This is a genomic window from Variovorax sp. UC122_21 (genome assembly GCF_044056785.1).
GTDB lineage: Bacteria > Pseudomonadota > Gammaproteobacteria > Burkholderiales > Burkholderiaceae_C > Variovorax.
Map to the genome: position 1 here is coordinate 4,229,490 of NZ_CP172004.1, position 25,382 is coordinate 4,254,871.

A 25,382-nucleotide genomic window follows, 5' to 3' on the forward strand; every position below is an offset into this window, starting at 1 on the left:
GCGTCGCCCGTCCCACCCCGAAAGTCGCACCGAAGAGGGCCAAGTAACTAAGTTAAACAAACTTAAAACTACTTCCTTATGATGCGAAACCTTTTTTCGCCGGAAGCAGAGAGACCCGTCCATGGTTCAGCTCGCGTTGCGTCGTCCGTACACCTTCATCGTCATGGCGATGCTGATCGTGCTGGCCACGCCCTTCGTCCTCTTGCGGATGGCCACCGACATCTTTCCGGAGATCAATATCCCGGTGGTGTCGGTCATCTGGAACTACACCGGCCTGCCGGCCCAGGAGATGGGCCAGCGCATCTCGGGCCAGGTGGAGCGCGGCCTGACGACCACCGTCAGCGACATCGAGCACATCGAATCGCAGTCGCTCGCGGGCGTGTCGATCATCAAGGTGTTCTTCCAGCCCACCGCCAACATCGAGATGGCGATCTCGCAGGTGGTGGCCTCGATGCAGGCCCAGGTGCGGCAGCTGCCTCCGGGCATCACGCCGCCGCTGGTGATCAAGTACTCGGCCTCGAGCGTGCCCGTGATCCAGCTCGCGCTGTCGAGCCCCACGCGCTCTGAAAACTCGCTGTTCGACGCCACCGTGAACCAGCTGCGCCCGCAGCTCATCACGGTGCCGGGCGCGGCGATCCCCTTTCCCTACGGCGGCAAGAACCGGCTGATCTCGGTCGACCTCGACACCCAGGCGCTGCAGGCGCGCGGCCTGTCGCCGTCGGACGTGGTGAACGCGATCAACACGCAGAACCTGATCCTGCCCTCGGGCACCGCCAAGTTCGGCGCCACCGAGTACGGCGTGCGCATGAACGGCTCGCCCGATGCGATCGCCGGCCTCAACGACCTGCCGATCCGCACCGTGAACGGCGCCACCGTCTACGTGCGCGACGTGGCCTACGTGCGCGACGGTTTCTCGCCGCAGACCAACGTGGTGCGCCAGGACGGCGTGCGCGGCGTGCTGCTGTCGGTGCTCAAGAACGGCGGCGCCTCCACGCTGGACATCGTGGCCAATCTGCGCGCGATGCTGCCGGTGGCGGCGCAGACCATGCCGCAGGACATCAAGATCACGCCGCTGTTCGACCAGTCGGTGTTCGTGAAGGCGGCCGTCAAGGGCGTGGTGTTCGAGGCCATCCTGGCCGCCGCGCTCACCGCCGCGATGGTGCTGCTGTTCCTCGGCAACTGGCGCAGCACGCTAATCATCGGCCTGACCATCCCGCTGTCGATCCTGGCATCGATCCTGGTGCTCTACGGCCTCGGCGAAACGCTCAACCTCATGACATTGGGCGGGCTCGCGCTCTCGGTCGGCATATTGGTGGACCAGGCGATCGTGACCATCGAGAACATCGAGCGCCACCTGCACATGGGCACGCCGCTCAAGGAGGCGATCGAGATCGGCGCCGGCGAGATCGGCAATGCGGCCTTCGTCTCCACGCTGTGCATCTGCATCGTGTTCGTGCCGATGTTCTTCCTCTCGGGCGTGGCGCGCTTCCTGTTCGTGCCGCTGGCCGAGGCCGTGGTGTTCGCGATGCTGGCCTCCTACCTGCTGTCGCGCACGCTGGTGCCCACGCTGGTGATGCTGCTGATGGGCGGCGTGCACGGCCAGCAGGCCGACGAGAACGCGAAGCCCAGCGCGCTGCAGCGCGTGTACCGCGCCTTCGACCGCCGCTTCGAGCGCGTGCGCCGCGCCTACACGCTGCTGCTGTCGGCGCTGCTGTCGCGCCGCGGCGGCTTCATCTCGGTGTTCCTCGGCTTCTGCCTGCTGTCTTGCCTGCTCTATCCGGCGCTGGGCCGCGACTTCTTCCCGACCGTGGACGCCGGCCAGATCCGGCTGCACATGCGCGCGCCCACCGGCACCCGCATCGAGGAGACCGCGCGCCTCACCGACCGGGTCGAGGCCGCGATCCGCGAGCTGGTGCCGCCCGACCAGCTCGAGACCATCCTCGACAACCTCGGCGTGCCGAACAGCGGCATCAACCTGTCGTACAGCAACGCCGGCACCATCGGCACCTTCGACGCCGAGATCCTGATGTCGCTGAAGGACGGCCACCGGCCGACCGAGGAGTTCGTGACCACGCTGCGCGCCGAGCTGCCCAAGCGCTTCCCGGGCATCGAGTTCTTCTTCCAGCCGGCCGACATCGTCACGCAGATCCTCGACTTCGGCCTGCCGGCGGCCATCGACGTGCAGTTCAGCGGCAACGACATCGCGGGCAACGCGGCGCGCGCGGCCGAGCTCACCAAGGCGATCCGGCAGATCCCGGGCGCGGTCGACGCTCACGTGCACCAGCGCCTCGACGGGCCCTCGGTGGACCTGACGATGGACCGCTCGCGGCTGCAGCAGTACGGCCTGACCGCCTCCAACGTGGGGCAGAACGTGCTGATCGCGCTGTCGGGCAGCTCGCAGACGGCGCCGGCCTACTGGCTCAATCCGCAGAACGGCGTGGTCTACAGCATCGCGGTGCAGACGCCGCAGTACAACGTCGACTCGCTCGATTCGCTGCTCAACATCCCGGTGGGCGCGCCCGGCGCGGCCACGCCCGGCGGCGCGCAGCAGCTACTGGGCAACCTGGTCGACGCGCGCGCGGCGCGCCAGCCGGCGATCCAGTCGCGCTACAACATCGCGCCCGTGATCGACGTCTACGTCAGCGTGCAGGGCACCGACCTCGCGAGCGTGGCGAGCAAGGTGCAGGCGCTGGTCGACGAGATGCGGCCCAAGCTCTCGCGCGGCAGCCGCGTCGACATCCGCGGCCAGGTGCAGACCATGCAGTCCTCGTTCATCGGCCTGGGCGTGGGCCTGGCGATGGCGATCGTGCTGGTCTACCTGCTGATCGTCGTGACCTTCCAGTCCTGGCTCGACGCCGCGATCATCATCACCGCCCTTCCCGCCGCGCTGGCCGGCATCGCCTGGATGCTGTTCATCACCGGCACCACGCTGAGCGTGCCGGCGCTCACGGGCGCGATCATGACCATGGGCGTGGCCACGGCCAACTCGATCCTGATGGTGTCCTTCGCGCGCGAACGGCTGGCCGCGGGCATCCCGCCGCTGTCGGCCGCGCTCGAGGCCGGCGCCACCCGCATCCGCCCGGTGCTGATGACGGCGCTGGCGATGATCATCGGCATGATCCCGATGGCGCTGGGCCTGGGCGAAGGCGCCGAGCAGAACGCGCCGCTGGGCCGCGCCGTGATCGGCGGCCTGCTGTTCGCGACGGTGTCGACGCTGTTCTTCGTGCCCGCGGTCTATGCGGGCGTGCACAGCTGGCTCGCGCACCGGCGCGCCGCGCACGGCGGCGGTGCCCATCCGCCGGCCGGCGCCACCGCGCAGGAGCACTGAGCGATGCCCGCGCCATCCGATCGTTTCGACACCCTGTTCGACTTGTTGTACCCGCCGCGCACCCTGCCCTCCCACGGCCGCGCGGCCCGCCACGGAAACGGCCCCGCGCCGTCTAGCGCATGACTGAGCAACGCCATTCGGCATTGGCCATCCACCCCATCGCCGGCGAAGACGGCGACGGCCCCGAGCTGCTGCGGCGGCGCCAGATCGTGCGGCGCACCCGCTGGCTGGTGCTGATCGTGCTCGTGCTGCTGGCGCTCGGCGCGGCACGCACGGTGTTCGTGCGCATCGCCAACGCGCGCGAGCTGCAGGCCAGCTCGGTCGAGCATGCCAAGCAATACGTGCAGACCGCGCTGCCGCGCACGCCCACCGCGGGCCAGAAGCTGGCGCTGCCGGGCACGCTGCAGGGCTACGTGCAGTCGCCGATCTCGGCGCGCGCCAGCGGCTACCTCAAGCGCTGGACCAAGGACATCGGCAGCCGCGTCGAGAAGGGCGAGCTGCTGGCCGAGATCGAGACGCCCGAGATCGACCAGCAGCTGTCGCAGGCCGTCGCCGCGCGCAACCAGGCGGCCTCGGGCCTCGAGCTCGCGCAGAGCACGGCCGCGCGCTGGGAGAACCTGCGCAAGAAGGACGTGGTCTCGCAGCAGGACCTCGACGAGCGCCGCAGCGCCGTCGCGCAGGCCACGGCCAACGTGGCGGCCGCCGATGCCAACGTGCAGCGGCTCAAGCAGACCGAGGGCTTCAAGCGCGTGGTCGCGCCGTTTTCCGGCGTGATCACGCGGCGCAACGTCGACACCGGCGACCTGATCGATGCCGGCGCCGGCGGCGGCGCGGGCCGCGCGCTGTTCGTGCTGGCGCAGACCGATCCGCTGCGCGTGTACATCAACGTGCCGCAGGCCTATGCCCAGCTCGTGAAGGCCGGGCAGCCGGTGGTGGTGACGCAGGCCGAGCTGCGCGGCCAGAAGTTCAGCGGCCAGGTCGCGCGCACCGCGGGCGCCATCGACACCACCACGCGCATGATGCAGGTCGAGGTCTCGCTGCCCAACCGCGACGGCGCGCTGCTGCCGGGCGCCTACGTGCAAGTCGAGCTGCCGCTGGCCGCGAGCGGCACCATCACCGTGCCGGCCAATGCGCTGCTGTTCCGTGCCGAGGGCACGCGCGTGGCGGTGGTCGACGCGCAGGGCCGCGTCGGCCTGCGGCCCGTGACCCTGGGCCGCAACTACGGCGAGAACGTCGAGGTGGTCGACGGGCTCGCGGGCACCGACCGCATGGTGCTCAACCCCTCGGATTCACTGGCCGATGGCGACATGGTCGCGGTGGCGCCCGATGCGCCGGCCGATGGCGCCAAGCCCGGAGCGGCGCCTGCGGCACCGGCTGCCGCGAAGAAGGAACCCGCGTGAGCATGCGCCGCCCCGCCTTCGCGGCGATCGCGATCGCCGCCGTGATGCTGGCCGCGGGCTGCGCGGTCGGTCCCGACTACAAGGCGCCCGAGACCCCGCTGCCCGTGAGCTGGAAGCTCGAGGCACCGTGGCGCGAAGGCACGCCCAACGACATCGCCGACAAGGGCCCGTGGTGGAAGCGCTACGGCGACGCGCAGCTCGACGCGCTGCAGGACCGGGCCGTGGCCGGCAGCCCCACGCTCGCCATCGCCGGCGCGCGGCTCGCGCAGGCGCGCGCCACGCTGGCCTCGAGCTCGGCCGCGCAGTACCCGCAGCTCGGCCTGGGCACGCGCGCCTCGCGGCTCAAGATCTCGGCCAACCGGCCGCTGACCAACTACAACGCCTCCAATTTCTCGACGGTGCAGAACGACTTCGCGCTCTCGCTCAACGCCAGCTACGAGCTCGATCTCGCGGGCCGCGTGCAGCGCAGCGTGGAAGGCGCGACCGCCTCGGCCGAGCAGTCGGCCGCCGACCTCGCCAACACCCGGCTGCTGCTGTCGGCCGACGTGGCGAGCAGCTATTTCAACCTGCGCTCCACCGACATCGAGCTCGACGTGCTGTCGCGCTCGATCGCGCTGCAGCGGCGCGCGCTCGAGCTGGTGACGTCGCGGCACGACCTGGGCGCCGTCTCGGGCCTGGACGTGGCGCAGCAGCAGGCACTGCTCGAGACCACGCTGACGCAGGTCGACGTGCTCAAGAAGCAGCGCGCGCAGTACGAGCACGCGCTCGCCACCCTGACCGGCACGCCCGCGCCCTCGTTCGCGCTGGCGACCGACCTGCGCGAGATCCGCCCGCCCGCGGTGCCGCTGGGCGTGCCCTCGGACGTGCTCGAGCGCCGGCCCGACGTGGCCTCGGCCGAGCGCGCGATGGCCGCGGCCAATGCGCAGATCGGCGTGGCGACGGCGGCCTTCTATCCGAGCATCCTGATCGCGCCGACGATCGGCGTCGACAGCCGGCTGATCGAATCGCTGTTCGATGCGCCCAGCCTCTTGTGGTCGGTCGGCGTGTCGGCCACGCAGGTGCTGTTCGACGGCGGCCGCGTGCGCGCGGGCGTGGACTTCGCGAAGGCCGGCTACGAGGCCAACGTGGGCAACTACCGCCGCGTGGTGCTGACCGCGATGCAGGAGGTGCAGGACGGCATCGACGGCCTTGCGGCGCTCGAGCGCGCCACCGCCCAGGCGCAATCGGCCGTGGCGGCCGCGCGGCGCGTGCTCGACATGGCCAACAGCCGCTACGAGGGCGGTGCCTCGACCTACCTCGACGTGATCACCGCGCAGCAGTCGCTGCTGACGGTTGAGCGCCAGGCCGCGCAGCTGCAGGGCCAGCGCCTGCTGACCTCGGTGTTCCTCGTGAAGGCGCTGGGCGGCGACTGGTGCGGCGACGGCAACGCGGACGCCGCGCTCGCCGCTAGAACAGGCTGCCCTGCCCCGGGTCGCCAGGTGGCCGAAAAGCGCTGAGGTCGAGCGCGATGCGCTCGCGGTTGAAGCCGATGCGCGCGGTCGCCTTCTCGAAGCGCTGGCGCAGCAGGTCGGCCCACAGGCCCGTGCCCTTCATGCGCGTGGCGAAGTCGGCGTCGTAGTCCTTGCCGCCGCGCACGTCGTGGATGCGCGCCATGATGCGGTCGGCGCGCTGCGGGTAGTGCAGCGCCAGCCACTGCTTGAACAGCGGCGCCACCTCCCAGGGCAGCCGGATCATCGTGTAGAAGGCGCTCGCGCGCGCCCGCCTCCCAGGCCGCCTCGAGCACCTGCTCCATGTCTTCCGTCACGAACGGAATCTGCGGCGCCACGCTCACGCCCACCGGCACGCCGGCCTCGGCCAGCGTGCGGATGGTGCGCAGCCGACGGTGCGGCGCCGCGGCGCGCGGCTCGAGCTTGCGCGCCAGGTCGCCGTCGAGCGTGGTCACGGTCACGTACACGGCCGCCAGCCGGCGCGCGGCGGCCGGCGCGATCAGGTCGAGGTCGCGCTCGACCGCGCTGGACTTGGTCACCAGGCCGAAGGGATGGTTGGCTTCGGACAGCAGCTCGATTACCGAGCGCGTGATGCGCAGCTCGCGCTCGATCGGCTGGTAGCAGTCGGTGGCGGTGCCGATCGCGAGGTGGCTGGGCCGGTAGCTCTTGCGGCCCAGTTCGCGGCGCAGAACCTCGACCAGGTTGCGCTTGGCGATCAGCTTGGTCTCGAAGTCCAGCCCCGGCGACAGGTTGAGGTAGCTGTGCGTGGGCCGCGCGAAGCAGTAGATGCAGCCGTGCTCGCAGCCGCGGTAGGGGTTGATCGAGCGGTCGAAGTGGATGTCGGGCGAGTCGTTCTCGTTCAGGGCCGACTTCACGTCCTCGAAGCGCACCTCGGTGGCCAGCGGCTCGAGCTCGTCGGCCTCGGCCGCGTTCTCCTCGAGCGTGCCCCAGCCGTCGTCGAAGGCATCGCGCTCGTCCTTCGAGAAGCGGTGCGCGAGACGCGTGGCGGCGCCGCGGCCCTTGATGGCATGGATGGGGATGTGGGCGGCGGGTGGCATGGCGCGACTCCTTCGCTGTCGTTTCACTGTTTAAACATACAGTATTTCACCTTTGGCTCAGACTTCGGCAGTTTTTTTGATTTCTTTCTTGACAGAAATTTCGGAAGTCCTAGACTCCAGCGCATGGAACTCACCGACATCCAACGCAAGTTCGTCCTCCACTGGGGCGAGATGGGCTCCATGTGGGGCGTCAACCGCACCGTCTCGCAGATCCATGCGCTGCTGTTCGTGCACGGCAAGCCGATCCATGCCGAGGAGCTGTCCGACACCCTGGGCGTGGCGCGCTCCAACGTGAGCAACAGCCTGAAGGAGCTGCAGGCCTGGAACCTGGTGCGCGTCACCCACATGCTGGGCGACCGGCGCGACTACTTCGAGACCAGCGTCGACGTCTGGGAGCTGTTCCGCACCGTGGTGCGCGAGCGCAAGGAACGCGAGTTCGATCCCACCATCCGCATGCTGCGCGAGGTCGTCGCGAGCCCCGACTTCCAGAAGGAATCGGCCGATGCGCAGGACCGCATCCGCTCCACCATGGACCTGATGGCCAAGCTCGCCACCTGGGCCGACGAGATGCTGCGGCTGTCGCCCGGCACGCTCGACAAGGTGCTGACGCTGGGCGCGAGCGTGCAGAAGTTCGTGCGCGGCGACGCGCCCGCGCCCGCCGTCGGCAAGGACGATCCCGATGCCCACCATGCGAGCCTGCCGATGATCTGAGGCCGGCTTTTTTTGCCCATTCATTTCTGTTTTGACAGAAATATCGAGAACAAAGAACACCATGTCCCGACACACCGCCACCGCCTACCCGCTGACCGTCTACTACGACGCCACCTGCCGCCTGTGCACCGCCGAAATGGGCGCGATGAAGGCGCGCGACGCGGCCGCGCGGCTCGTCCTGGTCGACTGCTCGCCGCCCGATTTCGATGCTGGCCCGGCGCCACGCGACGCGCTTATGACCGCGATCCACGCCGTCGATGCCGCCGGCCGCGTGCGGGTCGGCGTGCCCGCGATCCGCGCCTGCCGCGAGGCGGTCGGCCTGCCCAACGGCGGCGCCCTGCTCGACCTGCCGCTGGTCGCGCCGCTGGCGGACCGCGCCTATGCCGCGCTGGCGCGCAACCGCCAGCGCCTGCCCGGCTGGCTCGTGACCCTGCTCGCCGGGCCGGCCGCGAAGGCCTCACGCACCTGCGCCGACGACCAGTGCCGACTCTGACATCCGCATCGCATTTCCGACCAGGAGTCCATCGCATGCCCAGCGTCTTCCAGCCCGATTTCAACCTGCCGCGGGCCGCCGATGCCCCGGCCCCGGCCAGCCGCGCCGACACCCAGGACTACTTCACCGAGGTCGCCACCGACTACCGCGCCTGGAGCCCCAGCTACAACATGCACTTCGGCTACTGGCGCGCGGGCCTGAATCCGCTGCGCCGCGAAAGCATGCTGGTCGAGATGAACCGCGAGGTCGGCCGCGCGCTGCGGCTCGGCGAGCGCCCGACGGAAGACGGCCGCCACTGCGTGCTCGACCTGGGCTGCGGCGCCGGCGCCACCGCGCGCACGCTAGTCGGCGACGACCGCCGCCTCTATGCCGTGACCGTCACCAACGTGCCGGTGCAGAACCGCATCGCCGAGCGCCTCGATGCCCGGGCCGGCGTGGCCGACCGCATGGCCCAGATCGAGGCCGACTACACGCGCACCGGCCTGCCGGCCGCGCAGGCCGACGGCGCCTGGGCGCTCGAGAGCGCCTGCTATGCCGAGGGCACCGCCAAGGCCGACTTCGCGCGCGAGGCCGCGCGCCTGCTCAAGCCCGGCGCGCGGCTGGTGGTGGTCGACGGCTTTCTTCTGCGCCGCGAGCCCGGCCGCCTCGCGCGCTGGCTGCACCGCCTGTGGGCCGACAGCTGGGCCGTGCCCACGCTGGCCGTGCGCGACGAGTTCACGGCCGCGCTGCGCGAACACGGCTTCGAGGACATCGAGGTGCGCTCGCTGCGCTGGCGCGTCGCACCGAGCGCGCTGCACATCCCCGCGCTCGCCACCCGCTTCACGCTGGCCGAACTCTGGAAGGCACGCGGACGCCTGAGCCCGTGGCGCCGCAAGCACATCGTGGCCAGCTACTGCGCGCTCGCGCTGGGCCTGTTCTGGCGCGACTTCGACTACTGCATGGTCAGCGCCACCCGGCGCGCGGGCTGAACCCAAGAACGAACACATCGAGGAGAAGAGGACTTCCATGCACACCGATCCCGAAGACAGCCGGCTGTCCGAGCTGGCGCCCATCGAGCCCGCCACGAACGGCGAGCCGGCCGCGAACAAGCCCGTGCGCGGCATGCCCTTCGGCTGGTTCTGGCCGATGGCGATCGGCGCCGCGATCGCGCTCGTGCTGCGCCTGGTCTTCAGCGGCGGCCCCGGCAAGGCCTATTCGGCCATGCTGGGCTCCTTCGTCTACCTCGCGCCCGCGGTGTGCGGCGCGGTCACGGTGTACCTGGCCGAGCGCATCGAGCGGCGCAGCTGGGGCTACTACCTCTGGGCGCCCTGGGTGGCGACCGCGCTGTTCGTGGGCGGCACGCTGGTGGTGTTCATCGAGGGCCTGATCTGCGCCGTCTTCATCGTGCCGCTGTTCGCGGTGATGGGCAGCGTCGGCGGGCTGGCCATGGGCATCGTGTGCCGCATCACCCACTGGCCGAAGCAGACCCTCTACGGCTTCGCGGTGCTGCCGCTGGTGCTCGGCGCCATCGAGCCGAACCTGCCCAACCCCGACCGCTTCTCGAACACCTCGCGCACGCTCTTCATCGCCGCGCCGGCCGAACGCGTGTGGCACGAGCTCAACGCCGCGCGCGACATCCGCCCGGCCGAGGTCGACGGCGCCTGGGCCTACCGCGCCGGCGTGCCGATGCCGGTGTCGGGCGTCACGGTCGACACGCCCGAGGGCCGCGTGCGCCAGGTGCAATGGCAGAAGAACGTCCGCTTCGAGGAGGTCATCACCGATTGGCAACCCAACCGCCGGCTGCAATGGCGCTTCCGCTTCTCGCCCGACTCCTTTCCGGCCGGCGCGCTCGACGACCATGTAATGATCGGCGGGCAGTACTTCGACCTGCGCGACGCCACCTACACGCTGACGCCGCGCGATGGCGGCACCGAGCTGCGCGTGGAGGTGTCGTGGCGGCTGAGCACCAGCTTCAACTGGTATGCCGACCGCGTCATGCACCTGCTGCTGGACGACGCGTCCGAGAACATCCTGCGCTTCTACAAGGCACGCAGCGAAGGCACGGCCACCGCTGGCACCATGATCCAGCCATGAACCACGACATTCGCCCGGTCTTCCAGCAAGCGCTCGGCCCCGACTGGGACCGGCTGGGCGACGCGATCCGCCGCCACTACACCATGGCGCCGCATTCGAATGACCATGTCTGCGTGCGCGGCACCATGCACGAGGTCCACCATGCGCCCTGGGCCGCGCTGCTGATGCCCTTCGGCCGGCTGTTCGGCGCCCTCGTGCCCCACACCGGGCGCGCGGTGCCGATCGAGGTCCACTACCGCTGCCGGCCCGACGACCCGCATCTCTACTGGGACCGCATCTTCCGCTTCGCGGGCCGCGCGCCCTTCCACTTCCGCTCGCGCATGGAGCACGACGCGGCCGACGGCGCGCTGGTGATCGAGTACGTGCGCTTCGGCATCGGCATGCGGCTGGCCGTGAGCGCCGAAGAAGGCGCGCTGGTGTTCCGCGACCGCGGCTACGTCTGGCGCCTGGGCCGCCTGCGCATCCCGCTGCCGCTGGGCCTGCTGATGGGCACGGCCTACGTCGAGGAACGGCCCGACCCGCGCGACCCCGACGCCTTCAGCATGCGCATGCTGCTGCGCCACCGCTGGTTCGGCGACGTGTTCCGCTACAGCGGCAGCTTCCGCCTGCCCGACGACCTTCCCTGCGACAGGTGATCCGCGCCCGCGCCACAATCGCCCCACCATGCCGCGCCGCCCCGAGAACCTCTACCCGCAGTACCACGCCCACGTCTATTTCGGCCCCGCCACCGTGGCCCAGGCCCGGGCGCTGTGCGAGCAGGCGGGCCGCGAGCTGATGGTGGTGGTGGGCCGGGTGCACGAGCGGCTGGTCGGCCCGCATCCGCACTGGAGCTGCCAGCTCGCCTTCGACGCGGCCGAGTTCGACACGGTCATCGGCTGGCTCGACAGCCACCGCGACGGCCTCGACGTGTTCGTGCACGGCCTGACCGGCAACGACCTCGCCGACCACACCGATCACGCGATGTGGCTGGGCGACGAGAGCGCGCTCGACCTGCGGATGTTCCGCCACTAGAACTCGGCGTCGAGCTCGTCGATCTCGTCGGGCTCCTGCTTCGCCGCCGCCACCCATTCCTTCATCGCGGGCAGTTCCATCACGCGCTTGCTGTAGGCCGTGCAGGCGCTGTCGAGCGCCACGTCATAGCTCAGGAAGCGCGTGACCACGGGCGCGTACATCGCGTCGGCGATGCCCGGCTGCTCGCCGAACAGGTAGGGGCCGCCGTAGGCCTTGAGGCATTCGCGCCAGATCGCCACGATGCGGTCGATGTCGGCCTGCGCGCGCGACCACACCTTGAAGTTCTTGAACCGGGCCTTGATGTTCATCGGCAGCGCGCCGCGCATGGCCGCGAAGCCCGAATGCATCTCGCCGCAGATCGCGCGGCAGTGGGCGCGGGCCGCCACGTCGGCGGGCAGCAGGCCGGCCTTGGGCTTGATCTCGTTGAGGTACTCGCCGATCGCCAGCGTGTCCCACACCTTGACCGAGCCATGCTGCAGCGAGGGCACCAGCATCGAGGACGACAGCAGCAGCATCTCGGCCTTCATGGCCGGATCGTCGGGCGGGATGATCTTCTCGCTGAAGTCCAGGCCCGCCAGCCTGCACATCAGCCAGCCGCGCAGCGACCAGGCGCCGTAGTTCTTGCTGCTGATGGTGAGAACGGGTTTGGCCATCGGGTGTGCTCCTTGGTGCCGGCAAGCGCCGCCGGTGGGCTGCGACGTGCAAGCCCTGTGCCACCCGTTCCATCCCGGTGCGCCCGGCCTTGGCCCGCAACTTGCCTCTGCGCAGACAACGCACCACAACCATGCTCTACCGCGTCTACCAGAACCAGGCCGACCTGCTCTCCCCGCTGCGGCTCGCCTCCCAGTACATGGCGCGCGCGCTCTGGCAGGACGGCAGCGAGCGCACCATGCAGCGGCGGCTGGCGGCGCAGTGCGAGGTGTTCTCGCGCATGCGGCTCACCCACAGCCGGCCGCCCTACGGCATCGCGAGCGTGCTGGTCGACGGCGACGATGTCGCGGTGCACGAGGAGGTGGCGCTGAGCGCGCCCTTCGGCACCCTGCTGCATTTCAGGAAGGACGGCGACCATCCCACGCACCCGCCCGTGCTGCTGGTCGCACCGTTGTCGGGCCATTTCGCCACCTTGTTGCGCGAAACCGTGCGCACCCTGCTGCGCGACCACGACGTCTACCTGACCGACTGGCACAACGCGCGCGACGTGCCGCTGTGGCAGGGCCGCTTCGGCCTCGACGACTACACGCTGCAGCTGATCGCCTTCCTCGAGGCCGTCGGCCCCGGCGTCCACATGGTCGCGGTGTGCCAGCCCTGCGTGGCCGCGCTGGCCGCCACCGCGCTCATGGCCGAGGACGACAACCCCGCCACCCCGCGCAGCCTCACGCTGATGGCCGGACCGGTCGACTGCCGCATCAACCCGACCGCGGTGAACCGCCTCGCGACCGACCGGCCCATCGACTGGTTCCGCCGCAACCTCATCAGCCACGTGCCCTGGCCGCATGCGGGCGCGATGCGGCGCGTGTACCCGGGCTTCCTGCAGCTCGCGGCCTTCATGAGCATGAACCCCGAGCGCCACAAGAAGCAGTTCGAGGACATGTACCGCCACCTGGTCGAGGGCGAGCTCGAGAAGGCCCACACCATCGGCAACTTCTACGACGAATACCTGGCGGTCAACGACCTGCCCGCGGAGTTCTACCTCGAGACCGTGGAGCGCGTGTTCCAGACCTACGACCTGCCGCGCGGCCGGCTCACCGTGGGCGAGCGCACCGTGAACCCGGCCGCGATCCGTCGCACCGCGCTGCTCACGGTCGAGGGCGAGCGCGACGACATCTGCGCCGTGGGCCAGACCGTGGCCGCGCAGGACCTGTGCACCGGCGTGCGGCCCTACCTCAAGGCCCACCACCTGCAGGCCGGCGTGGGGCACTACGGCGTGTTCAGCGGCAGCAAGTGGAACGCGCAGATCTATCCGCGCGTGCGCGAGACCATCCACGCGGCGGCCGAGCTGCACTCGAGCTACGGCTGCGGCAGCGCGGCCTCCACCGCCGCCGGCTGCGCCGGCCGCCCTCCCGCCTCCAGGTATTTCCAGTACGCCACGTACCCCGAGAGGTAGTGCTCCACGTCGTCGATGCGCACGCGGAAGCTGTGGTGGCGGATGAAGAAGCTGCCGACGATGCGCTGCGGATTGCGGAAGAACATCGCGAGCTCGGGCCAGAAGTGCCCCGTGAGCAGGTAGCGCGCGCGCTGCTCGAGCGCGCGATAGAACTTCTCGATGTCGAAGCCCTCGAGCAGGTGCGCATGCGCGGGGTCGGCCTGCAGCCGCGTCACCATCTTCTGCGCCGCCATCATCAGCTCCAGCAAGGTCGGAAAGGTGGTGATGCGGTTGAGCACGAACTCGAGGTGGTCGCGCACGTTGTCCAGCCCGAAGCGGAAGTAGCGCTCTTCCGGCCGGTACAGCGTGAGCTCGTTGACGCAGTAGCTGAGCCAGTGGTCGTGCGCCTCCCAGTGGCGCGCCTCGATGAAATGCGCGAAGGCCTTCTCGACCGCGCGCAGCCAGCGCTCGTCGCGCGTCAGGCCGTACAGCCGCATCAGCCCGAAGGCGGCCTCGCCGTCGTAGTAGATGATGCGGTTCTCCTCCTTCACGCTCAGGTCGGGATGGTGGAGCACGTGCACGAAGCGGCCGCTGGCCGGGTCCTGCATGTGCAGGATGCCGAGCGCGAGCCGTTCCATCAGCGGCAGGTAGGCCTGCTCGCCCGTGAGCTCGGTGTATTTGACCATCGCGAGCAGGCACACGGCATTGCCGCCGAGCTTGATCTCGTTCTCGATGTCGACCAGGAACGCGGCCTGCGAACCATCGGGCAAGGTGGCGGGCCGGATCAGCTCGCCGGTCAGGTGGCCCAGCGCGCGATCGATCGCCGCCTTGTGCTCGGGCTTGCGCGTCAGCTCCCAGCCCTCGATCAGCGCGTAGGTCGAGCTCGCATGGCGCAGCGCGTTGTAGGTGGGAATGGCGCGGTCGAAGCAGGGAAACCAGCCGTAGTGGTAGGCGCCCGAGCTCTTGACCTGGCGCGCGAGGTAGGCGGTGCTGGTCTCGACGATCTGGCGCACGCGCGGCGCGTCCCAGGCCGGCAGCCGGCGATAGCCGCGGCCCACGCCCTCGTGCTCGATGCGGTGCGCCTCCTTGCCGTCGGTGAACACGGCGCGCGTGTCGAACACCCACACCGGCTGCTGCGGATCGGTGGGCCAGCTCAGCTCGCGTCCGTAGCGGTGCTTGCCGAACAGCTTGAGGTTCGCCGCATTGGGCGCGGCCTCGTCGAACTTGCCGTCGTAGAGCACGGCATGGGCGCCGATGTCCTGCTCGAGCATGGCCACCGACAGCTCGGCGTCGAAGGCGATGCCGCTGCGGAAGTAGTTGCGCTTGGTGGTCGAGAACGCCTGCTGCAGTCCCTTCCAGCTCATCGCCTGCACAGTGTGGACCACGTCCGCGCGCAGCCAGATCGGCGCCGTGCTCTGCTTGCGCAGCCAGGCCTGCAGCAGCTGGGCGCCGCGGCGCCAGACCTCGTCGAAGGCCTTGCCGCGTACCGTCACGACGTGCGCGCGGTCCTTGGCGTTGCAGGCCGACAGGAACAGCACGCCCGCACCCTCGGATGCAGACGCCTCCATGCACTCGGCCCACGTCGCGGCCACCGCGGGCTTCGCGCACGCGAGCAGTTCACCCAGACTCATCGAAGATTCCTCACATGGCTTCCATCGGCTGGCGATGCGATGGCTGCGCGCATTGTCCCTCGTCCCGGTGTCATTCCCAGGGCCGGGCGACCGCCGCTTCGTACTCCTGCGGCGTGCCGCAGAAGACGATCTGCTCGGGCCCGATCAGCTCGTAGGCCACGCGCGCGCCGCGCTCGATCAGCGCGTTGTAGCAAGGCGCGATGTAGTACTCGCCGCGCGTCAGCAACTGGTGGCGCTGCTGGTGCTCGAAGGCCTCGTCGAAGACCCGCGCATCGGCGAAGTGGTAGAGGCCGTCGCTGCACAGGTTGGAGATGCGTTCCTTCTCGGTGGTGCGCAGCACCGAGCGATCGGGTCCGGGTTCGACGAAGGACCAGTGCTCGCCCTCGCCCTCGAACACCTCGAGGTAGCCCGCGGCGCCATCGACCAGCGCCGACTTGCGGAAACCGGGCCGGATGGTGTCGATGTTGAAGACGTAGACCGCCTCCTCGCTGCGCAGCGCCTGCAGCCCGCGATGCACCGAGTCGGCCTGCCCAGCGTGTCGCCGTCGAGCTCGACGATGTGGAAGGACTTGACGCCCAGCGCCTGCAGTTCGCGCACCAGGAACTCGACCACGTCGTGGTCGCGCCGCACCACGAACAGGAACAGGTCGTCCTGGAAGTAGCGCTCGAAGGACTTCACCACGTGGAAGAACACCGTGCGCCCGTGCAGCGGCAGCCGGTACTTGGGCAGCGCATAGCCGGCGTCGGTGAAGCGGCGGCTCTTGCCCATCATCGGAATCACGAACATCGCTCAGTGCTCCATCTGCTCGTAGAGGCGCAGCGCATTGGCCAGCATCGCGCGCTGGCGGCGCGGCGCGTCCTGGTGCAGCGGCAGCATCGACAGGAACAACAGCACCGTGATCGGCGCCACGTGGCGCGCGGTCATGCCGTTGAGCAGCGGCAGCGCCGCGAACAGCTTCTGGATCGCGGCCACGTCCTCGTCGGCATGGATGCGCAGGCGGAAATCCAGCCCCGTCCCGTCGTCGATCTCGAAGGCGTCGGCCACGATGTAGTCGTACAGGCCCAGCACCGAATGCGCGAGCTTGGCGAGGTCGTAGCGCAGGTCGCCGACGAGCCGCGGCTCGTCGCGGAAATTGAGGCCGCGCGGATCGATCAGCTTGATGCAATCCGAGCGGGTGTCGAACAGGATGTTGCTGAAGCACAGGTCGCCATGCATCACGCCCGGCACCAGCGGCACGCGCGCCGCGGTCTCGAGGCAGCGCTCGACGATCTCGGCCAGCGAGGGCAGCGCGCGCCCGTTGAGCCGCGTGGGCGCCGACAGGCTCATGCCGCTCGCCGTGGCATAGGCATCGAGCCGCGCGCGCGTCTTGTCGCCCAGCATGCCGCGGCTGTCCTGCGCCACCGCCTGGCACTCGCGCTCGCCCAGCGGCATGGCCGTCTGGCAGGCCGCCAGCCAGTCGGCCAGGTGCCTGAACACGCGCGACCAGAAGGCCGTGGAGTTGCGGCCATGCACGTAGAGCTCGTTGAGCGGCGCCATGCACAGGTACTCGAGTTCGTAGCCATAGCCGCCGCCCCCGTCCTCGACCGCGCCGCGGTCGAGCAGCTGCGGCGCATACACGCGCAGCCGCGGCGGCAGTGCGTCGAACCAGCGTGCCTCGGCCTCGAGCTTGCGCGGCTGGCAACCGGTCTTGCGCACGCGCCGGTCGCCGATGGCGAGGTCGTTGAACGCGCGCTGCGTGGTGATGCGCGCGCGCGAGCGGTAGAAGGTGTTGACGTGGCCGAAGTCCGACCACTGCGCGGTCTGCACGCGCTGCAGGTAGCAGGCCTCGTCGTAGGCCGAGACCGCGCGCTCGAACGAACCGCGCGCGGCCACCAGGCATTTGGCGAGCCGGCTGACCGACTGGAACGCGAAGTAGCCGCACCACACGCGCACCGCGGTCTCCGTGCCGTGGTCCACCTGCCAGTCGTAGTCGTCGGCCGACTCGGCCACGCTCAGGCAGTCCCAGCCGGTCGGCAGGTCGCTGATCAGCGTGTCGCCCAGCAGCAGTCGCATGCCGTCGCCGTAGCGGCCGATGGTGTTGATCGAGAACAGCAGCGAATCGGCCAGCGTGAGCCCGTCGGGCACGCGCAGCACCTGGATCGCATGCGCTTCGAGCGCCTGCGCGTCGCGGTGCGAGACGGCATGGCTCTCGGGCAGCGAGAGATAGATCGGCTCGCCCGGGAAATGCCGCGCCAGCAGCTCGGCCTGGTGCACGAACAGCCGATGGTTTGCCACCGGCAGGAAGGCCGGCGGCAGGCGGCCGAACTCCGACTGCAGCTCGGAGTCGACGTAGGCCGCCGAGGTGACGACGATCACTTCTCGTGCTCCAGAAGCCGGTCGATCTCCTCGCGGCTGTACTTGAGGAACTCCGACGGTCGGATCGCGCGGTCGTCGACGTAGAAGCCCTCCTCGCCGCACCAGGGCTTGCCGACGTGGATCTCGTCGTAGGGCACGTCGTGGCGGGCCAGCCAGTCGATGATGATCGGCAGCGTGTGGGCGTTGATGCGGCCGACGTTGCCGCCGAAGCTGTTGACGTTGCGGCTGGTGTAGATCGAGATCGCGAAGCCCTGCTCGCGGTAGCTGCGCAGTCGCTCGATCATGTCCTCGCGCGGGCGGGCATTGGGGTAGTCCTTCCGTTCCGCCACGCACAGCGTGTGGTCCAGGTCGAAGATCAGGCGTTTCAAGGGGGGCTCCTCTAATTCTGGTTCGCGGCGGCCGGGTCGATGGCCAGGAAGCGCGCGATCTCGTCGTTGTTGCGTAGGCCGGCGGCGGCCACCGCGCGCTGCACCGCCCGCATGAGCCGCGGGTTGTGCGCCGTGTCGCGCTGGTCGGCATCGGGCCACTGGTACGGCGGCAGGCCGCGCTCGCGCGCGACGGCCTCGGTCTCCTCGCCCAGCGCCTGCAGGATGCGTAGCATCAGCGCATGGCCGCGCCAGATCTCGTCGCGCACCACGGGGCTGCCATCGGCGAAGCGGCGCGCGCGCAGCTCTTCGGGCATGGCCATCGGCGGTTCGCCGGCCTTGGCGAGCTCGGCCAGCCGGTTCCAGAAATGCCGCACGTCGTAGGGATTGGGATTGGCGAACACGCGCGCGCGCAGTTCGGTGGGCGTAGCCGGAAGCGGCGTGCTCCACAAGGTGGCGTTGCGGCGGTTCTCGGCCAGCGTCACCCACTCGGCCCACTTCGCCATGCCCTCGAGGTACCAGCTGGCGCGGAACATCGCGTGGCCGTACTGGAACAGGTGGAACAGCTCGTGCGGGATCAGGTAGTCCTTCACCCGCTCGTGGTTGCCCGCGAGCGCCGAGTTGATCGCCATCGAGAGCGCGCAGCGGTCGGCGCGCGCGCGGCTGCCGGGGTAGCGGATCACGGCCGAGAACGCGAGCCCGCGCTTGTCCGCGACGCCGGGGCTGTAGGCATCGAAGTTCAGCAGGTCGATGTCGATGGTCTCGGCCTGGCGGAAGCGAGGGCTGCGCAGCGGATCGCGAAAGCCGTTGGCCAGGTAGATGCGGCGCACGGTGTCCAGGTGCAGCGCGGCATCCTCGACCATGTCGGGCACGCCGTTGCCGTTGAGGTCGACGCCGGTGTAGAGCGCATGCGGTCCGTCGAGCGCATAGAAGACGCGGATGCCGTTGAACTCGTGGCGCTGCGTCAGCGCCAGCCGGTGCGCGTTCTTCGAGATGCGGCAGCCCGCGCCTTCGGGCCCCTGCTGCAGGCCCGGCTCGCGATCGGCCTGGTCCTGCGCGCGCGCCGCGCCCGGCAGCAAGCCAAGGAACAGGCCCCACAGCACCGACAGGGCCAGCACGGCCTGCACGCGACGCACCCGTCTCACCGCGGCGCCGCGCCGGCCAGGGCGTTCCACAGCAGGCGGTCCATCTCGCTGACCGGGCCCGCGGGCAGGTCGGCCGACAGCATCGCGCGCAGCTCGCCGCGGCCATAGGCGGCGGCGGGCACGGCCTCGACGGCATGGATGTTTTCGAGCGGCCGCCGCCGCACGCCCTGGAACAGCATCGCATGCGCGAGCGAACAGTGCGAACGCAGCCGCTTCGGAAAGCCGAACCAGTTCTCGCGGATCGCCTGGGTCTGCAGCCCCAGCGTGTTGGCATAGCAGCCCATGGCCTCGGGCGAGCCGACCGCGAACTGGTCGCCGGCATAGAGCGTCTTGGTCACGGCGAGGTGGTTGAAGAACAGCACCCGCTGGCGGCGGCAGGCCTCGGCCATGCCGGCCCAATCGGGCGCGGCCATGCCGGCGCGGAAGGCGCGGTCGGGCCGGATTCGGATCACCAGGTCGTAGTCGCCGCCGTCCTGCAGCATCAGGCGGTGCGCTTCCTGGATCTTGTAAAACATCTTGAGCTGGTTGTTCGCATCGTTCTCAAACTCGGGCCGCCGGTGGTTCTCGATCGCCACCACCGCATCGGTGCCGTACACCGCGCGCAGGTCCGCTTCGCCGAGCGTCGACGACACCTCGAGCCTGGCGAAGAGTTCGGATAGGCCTTCTTCATCGCGGCCAGCCCGTAGCGGAAGCCGGCCTGCCGGTAGGCCTCGGCGAAGGGCGCGAACTTGAAGATCCGGTCCACGCCGTTGCCCGACATCGGATCGGGAAAGCGCCAGCCGGTGTCCTCCCAGGTATGGACGAAGTACTTCACCTGGTGGCCGTCCAGGCCCAGGTGCTTCCAGGTCTGGAAGGCGGCCGCGTAGCCACGCATCTGGCCCGACACGCACACGGCGATGCGCAGCGGCGCGCCGGTGGCCGGCGCAGTGGCGTCCGACCGCGCCGCGCCCGATTCGAAGGCGCGCGCGATCCTCGCGCTGGCGCGCGCCTGCCTCGCCTGCTTGCCGCCCTCGGCCGGCGGCAGGCCGCGCACCTGCGCGAGGATGCGTTCGTACAGCGCTTCGTCGAACAGGCCGTAGCCGAGGATCAGCAGCCGGCAGATCGCCGCGTCGCTCAGACAGCGCAGGCCCTGCGCGTCCTGCAGCAGATCGTTCGCGAAGGCGCGCAGCAGCGCGCCGTTCGCCGGCAGCACGCTCTGGAAGAAGCGGCACAGCGTCTCGTGGTCGCAGCTCTGGAAGAGTTCGACCAGCATCTCGCGCCGCAGGTCGTCGCCATAGCCGCGGAAGCCCTCGACCGCGAGCATCAGCGCGGTGCGATCGCGCGGGTCGGCAAACTCCCGATGCTCGAACAGCGGCCGGGCCACGCCGGCCAGGCTGCGGTAGCTCGCGCCCTGGTGCCGCTTGAGGCCCGCGAGGAAACTCGCGAAGGCGAAAGGAAAGGCCTCGAGGACCTGGCCCAGCCGTGCCGCATGGCCATCGATCTGGCCCGCGATCATCTGCACCGCGCTCGCATCCATCACGCCCTGGGCGGGGAAAGTGGCGCGCCCAGACCTCGCCGGCGCGCAGCTCGAGCGCCGCCGCGACGTTGCCCGACAGCACCAGCGCCTCGTGGTAGCGCAGCGCGATGTCCTTCTCGAACGCATGGCCCTCGCCGAGGGCGCGGCGCAGCCGATACAGGCTCAGCTCATGCTGGTCCGCGCGCGCGAAGGCCGCCAGCGTGGCGTCCATGTCGGCGACCGAGCTCCATGCCTCGGTGGCGATCGCTTCGGAGGGCGCTTCTTCCCGCCACATCGCTCAAGCCGCCAGCGCGACGGCTTCGGCCTCGCGCACCACCGGCAGCCAGGGGGTGGTCAGCATGCCGATCGGCGGCGGCGTCTCCAGGCTGATCAGCAGGTGGGCCCGGCTCGAGGGCTGGTTGCTGCGGTTGACGGCGCGGTGGTGCACGTCCACACGCACCAGCCAGGCCGAACCGTCGGCCGGCAGGTGAACGCTCTCGATGCTGCCGTCGGCGCGCTGCCATTCGAAGAAGCAGTTGGGGTTGGTGACGATCGGCACGTGCAGGCGCCAGGCCTCGCGCACGGCGTCGGTGTGCAGCGGCATCTCGTCGCCTTCGCTCTCGAGCTGCATGATGCGCGCGCGAAAGGGCTTGAGGCCGAGCGCGGACAGCGCGTCCATCACCTCGGCGAGGCTGCCCGAGCAGGCATCGGTGGGTTGCGTGCCGCGGCTGGGCATGGCGGCATTGGGATTGATTCGGCGGATGCCGTCGATCAGCGTGCCATCGCGGCTGGTCACCGCCCAGCCGATGTAGTCGACGCGGTTGTCGCGATAGGGCGTCGATGGCAGCGTCTTCACGTGGTCCAGGAAATGCGCGCACAGCGCGTCGATGTCGATCTTGAAGTTCGCCAGCCGGGCGAACATGACGTCCTTGGAATGCTTCACGGCTCTCTCTCCTCGGTTCCTCTGGATGGATGGCCACCGCGAACGGTGGCGCCGGCCCGCGCGCGGCGGGCGATGCGCAACGGCTGGCGCAGGCGCTGCACGCCGAAGCGGCAGCGCGGTCCGGGCACGAAGCCGGACCTAGGCAAGGACGGAGGAAAGGCGCGGCGGCCGCTTGGGCGGCGCGAAGAAGGTCTTGGAGGAGAAGAAGGCGAAGGAGCGCGGCAGCGCCACGGGCAGCACGATCAGTTCGAGCACGTAGCCCTCGAACAGGATCTCGATGCCGTGGCCGATGTCCGTGTCGTCGGCGGCGGCCGAAGCGGAGACGGACGTGCCCGCGCCGCGCTGATAGTCATCGGGGGAGGCCGAGGCATCGGACCACAGCGTCTGCGCCACGAGGTCGCGATGCATGCCTGCCTCGACGAGGATCTGCGCGAACACCACCACGGCCTGACAGCACAGAAGGACCGCGAGGACGAGCGCGATGAGCGGGCGAGACATGACCGCGAAATCTTAGCGGCAGATACCTCACGCGGGAGACAATTCGTTAACCTTTACAACGATATTCCGAGCGCTGAGCACTACGGTTTTCGGTGGGCACGCGCAGCTTTCGCGACCCGCCGCACCGGCCTTTCGCCGGCCTGCGGCAGGCGCTCGCGCAGGAAGTCGATCAGCGCCTGCGCCGCCACGTTGCGCATCGGCCCGGGCAGGTAGGCCAGCACCACGCGGCGCTCGATGCGCGGCTTCGACAGTGCCAGCACGACCAGTTCGGGATCGCGCAGCGAGGCCGTGTACAGACGCGGCATCAGCCCGAGCGCCTGGCCGCCGCGCACCAGCGCATAGAGGGTTTCGGAATAGCTCACGCGCAAGGGCTCGAGCCCCTGCGCGAACTGGGGCGCGCGCGGGATTGCCGAGCGCCGGCATGCTGCCGCTCTCGAACAGCACCAGTCGCTCGCGGCCGATGCGCTCCCATTCGGTCTCGCCGGCCGCGGCCAGCGCATGGTCGCGCCGCACCACCAGCACCAGTGGGTCGCGGAACAGGTCGACGCATTCGAGCCCCGCCCGGCGGCTCGGTGATGGCGGCCACCGCCATGTCGAGCTGGCCGCTGCGCAGTTCGGCGAGCAGCGCGGTCGAGGGCGCGTCGCGCCACGACAGCTCGACCTCGCCGAGGCGCTCGGCATGCGCCGCCGCGAACTCGCTCGCGGCCGCGGCCACGCGCGCGGCGGCCGAAGGGATCACACCGATGCGCACGAAGGCCCGGCCGCGCCGCACCGTGCTCTCGATGTCGCGCAGCGCCACCTCGACCGTGTGAACCAGGAAGTCGGTGCGCGCCAGCACCTCGGCGCCCAGCGGCGTGAGCTCGACGCGGTGCGTGGAGCGCGTGAGCAGCTGCGCGCCCAGCAGCTTCTCGATCTGCTTGATGGCATTGCTGAGCGCGGGCTGCGTGATGGCCAGCCGGCGCGCGGCGCGGCCGAAGTGCGCCTCCTCGACCAGCACCGAGAAGCACTGCAGCTGGCGCAGCGTGAGCGCGCGCAGCGGCAGCGAGGATGCGGCCGGCTCGGGTGCGGCCGGGGATTTGGGAGCGCGCGAAGAGGTGGCCATGCTTATAGATCGGGCGAATCAAATTATAGAAATTCAAAATTTTCCTTATCGCCTCGCCCTCACTAGACTGGCCCGCATGACCGCCAGCCCCTCCGCCAGCCCGTCTTCCGCCGCCCCGGGCTTCGACCTCGAAGCCCTGCTGCGCGCCATTCCCAAGGTCGAGCTGCACTGCCACCTGTTCGGCACCGTGCGCCACGAGACCTTCAAGCAGCTCAACCTGCGCGCCGGCTCGCCGCTGGCGGCCGACGAGATCGAGGGCTTCTACACGCGCGGCGAGAAGCCCGTGGGCGTGCTGCGCGTGCTGCGCGCGCTCGACGCCGAGCTGGTGCGCAAACCCGACGACCTGCACCAGCTCACGTTCGAATACCTGCAGGACGCGGCGCAGCACAACGTGCGCCATGCCGAGTTCTCGTGGAACCCGACCGGCACGGTGCAGGTGTCGGGCATCCCCTATGCGCTCGCGCAGGGCGCGATCGTGCGCGCGATCCGCGACGCGAAGCAGCAGTTCGGCATCGACGGCCGGCTGATCGGCGCCATCGACCGCGAGGCCTCGCCCGCGGCCGCGCTCGAGATGGTCGAGTGGATGGCCGCGAACCGCTGCGACGAAGCGATCGGCATCGGCATCGACTACCGCGAGGTCGACCGGCCGCCCGAGCTCTTCACCGAGGCCTATGCGCGCGCGCGGCAGGTCGGCTTGCGCACCACCGCGCATGCCGGCGAGTTCGGCATGCCCTGGACCAACGTGCGCACCGCGCTCGACGTGCTGCGCGTGGACCGCATCGACCATGGCTACACCGTGGTCGACGCGCCCGAGTTCGCGCGCGAATGCGCCGAGCGCGGCGTGCTCTTCACCGTGGTTCCGACCAACTCCTACTACCTGCGCACCCTGCCGCCCGAGCGCTGGGCGCTCGACCATCCGATCCGCCGCATGCCGGGCCTGGGCCTGCGCATCCATCCCAACACCGACGACCCGACCCTGCACAAGGTCACGCCCACGCAGGCCTGGCTGATGATGGTGCGCGACTTCGGCTTCGGCCTCGACGACCTGCGCGGCTTCATGCTCAACGGCCTCGACGGCGCCTGGATCGACGAGACGCAGCGCCGCGACTGGCGCGCGCAATGGAGCGACGCCTTCGACCACCTGCGCAGCCGCCTCGGCGATGCGCCGCCCTCTTCCCCAGCCCACGCCTGAAGCCCGCCATGAACCCCCTCCGCCGTCCCCTGCTCGTGGCCGCGACGCTCTGCGCCGCGCTGCCCGCCCTGCTGCCCACCATGGCCTCGGCCCAGCCGGCCTGGCCCGCGGCCAGGCCGATCACGCTGATCGTTCCCTACACCGCGGGCGGCAGCGTCGACGTCAATGCGCGGCTGGTCGCCACGCGGCTGGCCGAGCGGCTCAAGCAGGCGGTGGTGATCGACAACGTGGCCGGTGCCGGCGGCGCCATCGGCGTGGCCAAGGCCGTGGCCGCCGCGCCCGACGGCTACACGCTGGTGGTCGGCCCCGACAGCGCGATCGCGATCGGCCGGCTGGTCAACCCCTCGGCCTTCCGCTTCGATCCGCTCAAGGACCTGGCCCCGGTCGGCCTGCTCAACACCGCGCCGATGGTGCTGGTGGCGCGCCCCGGCCTGCCCGCGAAGAGCTATGCCGACTTCGTGCAGCTCGCCAAGGCCGCGCCCGGCAAATACAACTACGCCACCTCGGGCGTGGGCACCGTGCTGCAGCTCGCGATGGAACTGCTCAAGCAGCGCAGCGGCATCTTCGTGACCCACGTGCCCTACCGCGGCGGCGCGCAGATCGCCACCGACGTGATCGGCGACCAGGTCGACCTCGCGATGCTCGTGAGCACCAGCGCCATCCCGCACGTCAGCGGCAAGCGGCTGCAGGCGCTGGGCATCACCGGCACCAAGCGGCTGCCCTCGCTGCCCGGCGTGCCCACCTTCGACGAGATGCCCGGCCTCAAGGGCTTCGACATGGTGAGCTGGACCGGCATCTTCGCGCCCGCGAAGACACCGGCCGCCGTCGTCGCGCGCCTCAACCAGGAACTCGAGGGCGTCCTGCAGGAGGAAGGCGTGCGCGCCAAGCTCGCCGAACAGGGCGCGCTGCCGGGCAGCGGCAAGCCCGAAGCCTTGGGCCGCTTCGTGCAGGCCGAGTACGCGCGCAACCAGAAGATCGTGCAGACGGCCAACATCAAGGAATGAGCGCGGCG

The 25,382-nt window shown here is 70.0% G+C and carries 23 protein-coding genes and 3 pseudogenes; 12 read left to right on the plus strand and 14 right to left on the minus strand.

Features of this window, described 5'->3' with window-relative positions; all coding sequences use genetic code 11:
* Positions 1 to 121: 121 nt before the first annotated feature.
* From ACHMXE_RS32595 to ACHMXE_RS32605, 3 genes are all read left to right on the plus strand, one after another.
* On the plus strand, positions 122 to 3,328 hold the full coding sequence (locus tag ACHMXE_RS32595; RefSeq protein WP_395348139.1) for an efflux RND transporter permease subunit: 3,207 nt from the start codon (positions 122 to 124) through the stop codon (positions 3,326 to 3,328).
* Positions 3,329 to 3,447: 119 nt separating this feature from the next.
* A complete protein-coding gene (locus ACHMXE_RS32600) occupies positions 3,448 to 4,728 on the plus strand; it encodes an efflux RND transporter periplasmic adaptor subunit (protein ID WP_395348140.1) in 1,281 nt (426 codons plus the stop codon).
* A 2-nt stretch (positions 4,729 to 4,730) separates the two neighbouring features.
* The gene (locus ACHMXE_RS32605; RefSeq protein WP_395352906.1) at positions 4,731 to 6,224 is read left to right on the plus strand and encodes an efflux transporter outer membrane subunit; all 1,494 of its coding nucleotides are present in this window, start codon (positions 4,731 to 4,733) and stop codon (positions 6,222 to 6,224) included.
* Here the strand turns inward: ACHMXE_RS32605 and ACHMXE_RS32610 are convergent.
* Positions 6,175 to 7,273: pseudogene (locus ACHMXE_RS32610) on the minus strand (PA0069 family radical SAM protein). The gene ACHMXE_RS32605 and the pseudogene ACHMXE_RS32610 overlap by 50 nt on opposite strands.
* A 123-nt stretch (positions 7,274 to 7,396) precedes the next feature.
* Here ACHMXE_RS32610 and ACHMXE_RS32615 point away from each other — a divergent pair.
* The 6 genes from ACHMXE_RS32615 to ACHMXE_RS32640 all read left to right on the plus strand — a co-directional run bounded on the left by ACHMXE_RS32615 (position 7,397) and on the right by ACHMXE_RS32640 (position 11,561).
* On the plus strand, positions 7,397 to 7,984 hold the full coding sequence (locus ACHMXE_RS32615; RefSeq protein WP_395348142.1) for a GbsR/MarR family transcriptional regulator: 588 nt from the start codon (positions 7,397 to 7,399) through the stop codon (positions 7,982 to 7,984).
* A 61-nt stretch (positions 7,985 to 8,045) separates the two neighbouring features.
* A complete protein-coding gene (locus ACHMXE_RS32620; protein ID WP_395348143.1) occupies positions 8,046 to 8,477 on the plus strand; it encodes a thiol-disulfide oxidoreductase DCC family protein in 432 nt (143 codons plus the stop codon).
* Positions 8,478 to 8,512: 35 nt separating this feature from the next.
* On the plus strand, positions 8,513 to 9,445 hold the full coding sequence (locus tag ACHMXE_RS32625; RefSeq protein ID WP_395348144.1) for an SAM-dependent methyltransferase: 933 nt from the start codon (positions 8,513 to 8,515) through the stop codon (positions 9,443 to 9,445).
* Between the two features lie 37 nt (positions 9,446 to 9,482).
* Positions 9,483 to 10,550 (plus strand): SRPBCC domain-containing protein, encoded by a 1,068-nt coding sequence (locus ACHMXE_RS32630; RefSeq protein ID WP_395348146.1) that lies wholly within the window; start codon positions 9,483 to 9,485, stop codon positions 10,548 to 10,550.
* The gene (locus ACHMXE_RS32635; RefSeq protein WP_395348147.1) at positions 10,547 to 11,185 is read left to right on the plus strand and encodes a DUF4166 domain-containing protein; all 639 of its coding nucleotides are present in this window, start codon (positions 10,547 to 10,549) and stop codon (positions 11,183 to 11,185) included. The genes ACHMXE_RS32630 and ACHMXE_RS32635 overlap by 4 nt, the downstream gene beginning before the upstream one ends.
* Positions 11,186 to 11,213: 28 nt before the next feature.
* Positions 11,214 to 11,561: a DOPA 4,5-dioxygenase family protein gene (locus ACHMXE_RS32640; protein ID WP_395348149.1), complete on the plus strand. Its 348-nt coding sequence runs from the start codon at positions 11,214 to 11,216 to the stop codon at positions 11,559 to 11,561.
* Here the strand turns inward: ACHMXE_RS32640 and ACHMXE_RS32645 are convergent.
* A complete protein-coding gene (locus ACHMXE_RS32645; protein ID WP_395348150.1) occupies positions 11,558 to 12,214 on the minus strand; it encodes a glutathione S-transferase in 657 nt (218 codons plus the stop codon). The two genes, ACHMXE_RS32640 and ACHMXE_RS32645, sit on opposite strands and share 4 nt — an antisense overlap.
* A gap of 131 nt (positions 12,215 to 12,345) precedes the next feature.
* Between ACHMXE_RS32645 and ACHMXE_RS32650 the strand changes: the two genes are divergently transcribed.
* Entirely contained in the window at positions 12,346 to 13,665 is a 1,320-nt protein-coding gene (locus ACHMXE_RS32650) for a polyhydroxyalkanoate depolymerase (RefSeq protein ID WP_395348151.1), read from the plus strand.
* On the opposite strand, the gene ACHMXE_RS32655 is transcribed toward ACHMXE_RS32650, so the two are convergent.
* From ACHMXE_RS32655 to ACHMXE_RS32710, 12 genes and pseudogenes are all read right to left on the minus strand, one after another.
* A complete protein-coding gene (locus ACHMXE_RS32655) occupies positions 13,569 to 15,275 on the minus strand; it encodes a Mur ligase (protein ID WP_395348152.1) in 1,707 nt (568 codons plus the stop codon). The genes ACHMXE_RS32650 and ACHMXE_RS32655 overlap by 97 nt on opposite strands.
* Positions 15,276 to 15,345: 70 nt before the next feature.
* Complete coding sequence (locus tag ACHMXE_RS32660) at positions 15,346 to 15,792, minus strand: hypothetical protein (RefSeq protein ID WP_395348153.1); 447 nt, start codon at positions 15,790 to 15,792, stop codon at positions 15,346 to 15,348.
* Positions 15,793 to 16,064: 272 nt separating this feature from the next.
* Positions 16,065 to 17,630, minus strand: coding sequence for a phosphotransferase (locus tag ACHMXE_RS32665; RefSeq protein ID WP_203205179.1), 1,566 nt, complete (start codon positions 17,628 to 17,630; stop codon positions 16,065 to 16,067).
* Positions 17,627 to 17,998, minus strand: a complete 372-nt coding sequence (locus ACHMXE_RS32670; protein ID WP_395348154.1) for a capsular biosynthesis protein — start codon at positions 17,996 to 17,998, stop codon at positions 17,627 to 17,629. The genes ACHMXE_RS32665 and ACHMXE_RS32670 overlap by 4 nt, the downstream gene beginning before the upstream one ends.
* Positions 17,999 to 18,009: 11 nt before the next feature.
* Complete coding sequence (locus ACHMXE_RS32675) at positions 18,010 to 19,140, minus strand: hypothetical protein (RefSeq protein ID WP_395348155.1); 1,131 nt, start codon at positions 19,138 to 19,140, stop codon at positions 18,010 to 18,012.
* Positions 19,137 to 19,655, minus strand: a complete 519-nt coding sequence (locus tag ACHMXE_RS32680) for a hypothetical protein (RefSeq protein WP_395348157.1) — start codon at positions 19,653 to 19,655, stop codon at positions 19,137 to 19,139. The genes ACHMXE_RS32675 and ACHMXE_RS32680 overlap by 4 nt, the downstream gene beginning before the upstream one ends.
* Positions 19,622 to 20,659 carry a hypothetical protein gene (locus tag ACHMXE_RS32685; RefSeq protein WP_395348159.1) on the minus strand — a complete coding sequence of 346 codons (1,038 nt, stop codon included), beginning with the start codon at positions 20,657 to 20,659 and terminating at the stop codon, positions 19,622 to 19,624. The genes ACHMXE_RS32680 and ACHMXE_RS32685 overlap by 34 nt, the downstream gene beginning before the upstream one ends.
* Before the next feature lie 274 nt (positions 20,660 to 20,933).
* Entirely contained in the window at positions 20,934 to 21,578 is a 645-nt protein-coding gene (locus ACHMXE_RS32690) for an aspartyl/asparaginyl beta-hydroxylase domain-containing protein (RefSeq protein ID WP_395348160.1), read from the minus strand.
* Between the two features lie 138 nt (positions 21,579 to 21,716).
* Positions 21,717 to 22,076, minus strand: coding sequence for a hypothetical protein (locus ACHMXE_RS32695; protein ID WP_203205176.1), 360 nt, complete (start codon positions 22,074 to 22,076; stop codon positions 21,717 to 21,719).
* A gap of 80 nt (positions 22,077 to 22,156) precedes the next feature.
* Positions 22,157 to 22,438, minus strand: a complete 282-nt coding sequence (locus tag ACHMXE_RS32700; protein WP_395348163.1) for a LysR family transcriptional regulator substrate-binding protein — start codon at positions 22,436 to 22,438, stop codon at positions 22,157 to 22,159.
* Between the two features lie 121 nt (positions 22,439 to 22,559).
* Positions 22,560 to 22,757: pseudogene (locus tag ACHMXE_RS32705) on the minus strand (hypothetical protein); the annotation flags it as partial.
* Positions 22,758 to 22,980: 223 nt separating this feature from the next.
* Positions 22,981 to 23,178 (minus strand): annotated as a pseudogene (locus ACHMXE_RS32710) (LysR family transcriptional regulator); the annotation flags it as partial.
* 76 nt (positions 23,179 to 23,254) lie between these two features.
* On the opposite strand from ACHMXE_RS32710, the gene ACHMXE_RS32715 reads away from it, so the two are divergent.
* Together ACHMXE_RS32715 and ACHMXE_RS32720 are read left to right on the plus strand one after the other, a co-directional pair.
* Positions 23,255 to 24,370: an adenosine deaminase gene (locus tag ACHMXE_RS32715; protein WP_395348164.1), complete on the plus strand. Its 1,116-nt coding sequence runs from the start codon at positions 23,255 to 23,257 to the stop codon at positions 24,368 to 24,370.
* Between the two features lie 8 nt (positions 24,371 to 24,378).
* On the plus strand, positions 24,379 to 25,374 hold the full coding sequence (locus ACHMXE_RS32720) for a Bug family tripartite tricarboxylate transporter substrate binding protein (RefSeq protein WP_395348165.1): 996 nt from the start codon (positions 24,379 to 24,381) through the stop codon (positions 25,372 to 25,374).
* Positions 25,375 to 25,382 lie beyond the last annotated feature (8 nt).

Excerpts from the sequence above, each read along its gene's own strand:
- ACHMXE_RS32595 (WP_395348139.1), top strand. The coding sequence starts at position 122 with ATGGTTCAGCTCGCGTTGCGTCGTCCGTACACCTTCATCGTCATGGCG.
- ACHMXE_RS32600 (WP_395348140.1), top strand. The coding sequence starts at position 3,448 with ATGACTGAGCAACGCCATTCGGCATTGGCCATCCACCCCATCGCCGGC.
- ACHMXE_RS32605 (WP_395352906.1), top strand. The coding sequence starts at position 4,731 with ATGCGCCGCCCCGCCTTCGCGGCGATCGCGATCGCCGCCGTGATGCTG.
- ACHMXE_RS32615 (WP_395348142.1), top strand. The coding sequence starts at position 7,397 with ATGGAACTCACCGACATCCAACGCAAGTTCGTCCTCCACTGGGGCGAG.
- ACHMXE_RS32620 (WP_395348143.1), top strand. The coding sequence starts at position 8,046 with ATGTCCCGACACACCGCCACCGCCTACCCGCTGACCGTCTACTACGAC.
- ACHMXE_RS32625 (WP_395348144.1), top strand. The coding sequence starts at position 8,513 with ATGCCCAGCGTCTTCCAGCCCGATTTCAACCTGCCGCGGGCCGCCGAT.
- ACHMXE_RS32630 (WP_395348146.1), top strand. The coding sequence starts at position 9,483 with ATGCACACCGATCCCGAAGACAGCCGGCTGTCCGAGCTGGCGCCCATC.
- ACHMXE_RS32635 (WP_395348147.1), top strand. The coding sequence starts at position 10,547 with ATGAACCACGACATTCGCCCGGTCTTCCAGCAAGCGCTCGGCCCCGAC.
- ACHMXE_RS32640 (WP_395348149.1), top strand. The coding sequence starts at position 11,214 with ATGCCGCGCCGCCCCGAGAACCTCTACCCGCAGTACCACGCCCACGTC.
- ACHMXE_RS32645 (WP_395348150.1), bottom strand. The coding sequence starts at position 12,214 with ATGGCCAAACCCGTTCTCACCATCAGCAGCAAGAACTACGGCGCCTGG.
- ACHMXE_RS32650 (WP_395348151.1), top strand. The coding sequence starts at position 12,346 with ATGCTCTACCGCGTCTACCAGAACCAGGCCGACCTGCTCTCCCCGCTG.
- ACHMXE_RS32655 (WP_395348152.1), bottom strand. The coding sequence starts at position 15,275 with ATGAGTCTGGGTGAACTGCTCGCGTGCGCGAAGCCCGCGGTGGCCGCG.
- ACHMXE_RS32680 (WP_395348157.1), bottom strand. The coding sequence starts at position 19,655 with ATGTTTTACAAGATCCAGGAAGCGCACCGCCTGATGCTGCAGGACGGC.
- ACHMXE_RS32695 (WP_203205176.1), bottom strand. The coding sequence starts at position 22,076 with ATGTCTCGCCCGCTCATCGCGCTCGTCCTCGCGGTCCTTCTGTGCTGT.
- ACHMXE_RS32715 (WP_395348164.1), top strand. The coding sequence starts at position 23,255 with ATGACCGCCAGCCCCTCCGCCAGCCCGTCTTCCGCCGCCCCGGGCTTC.
- ACHMXE_RS32720 (WP_395348165.1), top strand. The coding sequence starts at position 24,379 with ATGAACCCCCTCCGCCGTCCCCTGCTCGTGGCCGCGACGCTCTGCGCC.